This window comes from Conyzicola sp., assembly GCF_046714715.1.
Taxonomy (GTDB): Bacteria; Actinomycetota; Actinomycetes; order Actinomycetales; family Microbacteriaceae; genus Conyzicola.
Genome location: NZ_JBKKAD010000028.1, coordinates 1 through 3,384, shown reverse-complemented (window position 1 = coordinate 3,384; position 3,384 = coordinate 1). Strand labels below are relative to the sequence as shown.

At 68.5% G+C, this 3,384-nt stretch carries 3 protein-coding genes; 2 read left to right on the top strand and 1 reads right to left on the bottom strand.

Features of this window, described 5'->3' with window-relative positions; genetic code table 11:
* Both ACLQ6X_RS02590 and ACLQ6X_RS02585 read left to right on the top strand, forming a co-directional pair.
* Positions 1-758, top strand: a 758-nt coding sequence (locus ACLQ6X_RS02590; RefSeq protein WP_411698606.1) for an ABC transporter ATP-binding protein, incomplete at its 5' end; no start/stop codon positions are given.
* 130 nt (positions 759-888) lie between these two features.
* Positions 889-2,163 carry a DUF4032 domain-containing protein gene (locus ACLQ6X_RS02585; RefSeq protein ID WP_411698605.1) on the top strand — a complete coding sequence of 425 codons (1,275 nt, stop codon included), beginning with the start codon at positions 889-891 and terminating at the stop codon, positions 2,161-2,163.
* A 347-nt stretch (positions 2,164-2,510) separates the two neighbouring features.
* Here the strand turns inward: ACLQ6X_RS02585 and rlmB are convergent.
* On the bottom strand, positions 2,511-3,384 hold an 874-nt coding region (rlmB, locus tag ACLQ6X_RS02580; protein WP_411698604.1), incomplete at its 5' end, for a 23S rRNA (guanosine(2251)-2'-O)-methyltransferase RlmB.

Here is a 3,384-nt window from a genome sequence, read left to right as displayed (position 1 = left end):
GCGTGCTCGAGGCGGCCAAGCTGCTCGACCTCGAGCCCTACCTCGGCCGCAAGCCGAAGGCGCTCTCCGGTGGCCAGCGTCAGCGCGTCGCCATGGGCCGCGCGATCGTGCGCCAGCCGCAGGTGTTCCTCATGGACGAGCCGCTGTCGAACCTCGACGCCAAGCTGCGCGTGCAGACCCGCACGCAGATCGCGTCGCTGCAGCGCCGCCTCGGCGTCACCACGGTCTACGTGACCCACGACCAGACCGAGGCCCTCACCATGGGCGACCGCATCGCGGTCCTCAAGGACGGCGTGCTCCAGCAGGTCGGAACTCCGCGCGACCTCTACGAACAGCCTCAGAACGTGTTCGTCGCCGGATTCATCGGCTCGCCCGCGATGAACCTGTTCGACGCCGACGTCGTCGACGGCGGCCTCAAGTTCGGAACGGCGATCGCGGCTGTCGACCGCGACACCCTCGGTGAAGCGACCGCCAAGAAGGTCACCATCGGAATCCGCCCCGAAGACATCCGCGTCTCGTCGACCGGCGAAGGCCTCCCGGTCGACGTCGACCTCGTCGAAGAGCTCGGCGCCGACGGCTACCTCTACGGCCACACCGAGATCGACGGCAACCGCGTCGACATCGTGGCCCGCGTCGACGGCCGTTCGCACCCGAACGCCGGCGAGAAGGTCTTCGTCCTCCCGGAGCCGAACCACGTGCACGTGTTCAACACCGAGTCCGGACTGCGCCTCAGCAAGAAGGCAGTCGTCGCAAGCTAGTACCCGTTCGCTGATCGAGCTATACCCGTTCGCTGATCGAGCTTGTCGAGATCCCCCCTGACAATCGTCGGAAGATCGCGGCAAGCTCGATCCGCGTTAAGGGCCCGCCCGGGCCGTAAGTAGGCAAAACATGAGTGGCTCACTGAACATCACTGCGGCGACGGTCGATCCCGCCCTGCTCGACCTCCCCTGGAGTCTCCCCCTCGAGGTGTGGCCGGATGACACGATCGCAGCGCTCCCGAAGGGAATCTCACGCCACCTGGTGAGGTTCGTGCACCTGAGCGGCTACGTCGTCGCGATCAAGGAGACCTCGGCCGAACTGGCGCGCAAGGAGTACGACATGCTGCGCACCCTGCAGCGTCTCGACATCCCCTGCGTCGACCCGATCGCCGTGATCACCAACCGCACGACGGTCGGCGGCGAAGCCCTCGAATCATCCTTGGTCACGCGCCACCTCAAGTTCTCGCTCCCCTACCGCGCCCTCTTCTCGCAGACCCTGCGCCCCGACACCGCAACCCGCCTCGTCGACGCCCTCGCGGTGTTGCTCGTGCGCCTGCACGTCGTCGGATTCTTCTGGGGCGACGTGTCGCTCTCGAACACGCTCTTCCGCCGCGACGCCGGCGCCTTCGCCGCCTACCTCGTCGACGCGGAGACCGGCCAGCTCTACGACGGGCTCTCCAACGGCCAGCGCGAGAACGACCTCGAGATCGCCCGCGTCAACATCGCGGGCGAGCTGTTCGACCTGCAGGCCGGCGGCAAGATGGCCGAAGAGGTCGACCCGATCGCGATCAGCGACGGCATCGTCGCGCAGTACCGCACGCTGTGGAAGGAACTCACCGGCTCCGAGCAGTTCGACTCGTCGGAACGCTGGCGCATCAACGACCGCGTGCAGCGCCTCAACGACCTCGGTTTCGACATCGAGGAGCTGGCGATCAAGACCGACGAGACCGGCACCAAGGTGCGCATCCAGCCGAAGGTCGTCGACGCCGGCCACCACTCGCGGCGACTGCTGCGGCTCACCGGACTCGACGCGCAGGAGAACCAGGCGCGCCGCCTGCTCAACGACCTCGACTCGTACACCGCGAGCTTCGGCAAGCAGAACCTCGACGAGGAGGTCGTGGCGCACGAGTGGGCGCAGCGCGTCTTCGAGCCCGTGATCCGCGCGATCCCGCGCGACCTGCGCGGACGACTCGAGCCCGCCGAGATCTTCCACCAGCTGCTCGACCACCGCTGGTACATGGCGCAGAACGAGAGCCGCGACATCCCCCTCGCCGAGGCCGTGTCGAGCTACGTCGAGACCGTGCTGCGTCACCGTCGCGACGAGGCCACCGTGATCGACCCGCCCACCGGCGCGATCACCCTGCCGGTCGACGTGGTAGCCGACGACTGGCGTTCAACGGTCTAGCCCCATCTCGCAACTCAGGCAGTATCGCGGATGCCGCGGCGCCACCCGCGCGAAACCGGGGCACCACGCCCGCCCGTCGACATCCTGCCTGAGTTGCGCGATCGGTGTTCGTCATTCCGGACGGATCACCAGCTCCGCCGTACCCGCCCGCGCCAGCACGCCGCAGCGCCAGACCCGCGCCCCGAGTCATCCTGAATCACGAACACGGCCCGCCGCCCCATCTCGTAACTCAGGCAGAATCGCGGATGCCGCGGCGCCACCCGCGCGAAACCGGGGCACCCCACCCGCCCGTCCACATCCTGCCTGAGTTGCGAGACCCGGGGGCCCACTCAACCTGCGTGGGGCTGCTACTTCTTCTTCGCGGCCGCGCGCAGGCGGCTGACCTCGTAGAGCGCGACCGACGCGGCGATGCCGGCGTTCAGCGACTCGGTCGACGCGTTGATCGGGATCGACACGATGGCGTCGCAGTTGTCGGTGACGAGGCGGGAAAGGCCCTTGCCCTCGCTGCCGATGACGAGCAGCACGGGCTCTTTCGCCAGCTGCAGGTCGGGCAGCGACACGTCGCCGTCGCCCGCGAGGCCGAGCACGAAAACGCCCGCCTCCTTGTAGGCCTTGATCGTCGCTGTCAGGTTGGTCGCCATCGCGACGGGCGTGCGCGCCGCGGCGCCGGCCGAGGTCTTCCAGGCAGAGGCGGTGAGGCCCACCGAGCGACGCTGCGGAACGATCACGCCGTGTCCGCCGAACGCGGCGACCGAACGGATGATGGCGCCGAGGTTGCGCGGGTCGGTGATGCCGTCGAGCGCGACGAGCAGCGGCACGCGGCCCGACTTCTCGATCTTCTCGAGCAACTCCATGGGGTGCGCGTACTCGTACGGCGTCACCTTGAGCGCGTGGCCCTGGTGCACCGAGTCGAAGCCGGCGAGGCGGTCGAGTTCGGGGCGCATGACCTCGAGAATCGGGATGCCGCGGGTCGTCGCGAGCTTGACGACCTCTTTCACGCGGTCGTCGTATTCGATGCGCGTGGCCATGTAGAGCGTCTGGGCCGGGATGTTGGCGCGCAGTGCCTCGAGCACCGAGTTGCGGCCGGTGACGACCTCGACCTCGTCGCTCGACTTCGCGCGGCGCTGCTGCTGCGGGCGCTGCTCGGCGCCGGGAGCCTCTTTGCCACGCGACGGGCGGCGTCCGCCTGACGCCTCGAAACGCTCGTTGGCAGCCTTGCGC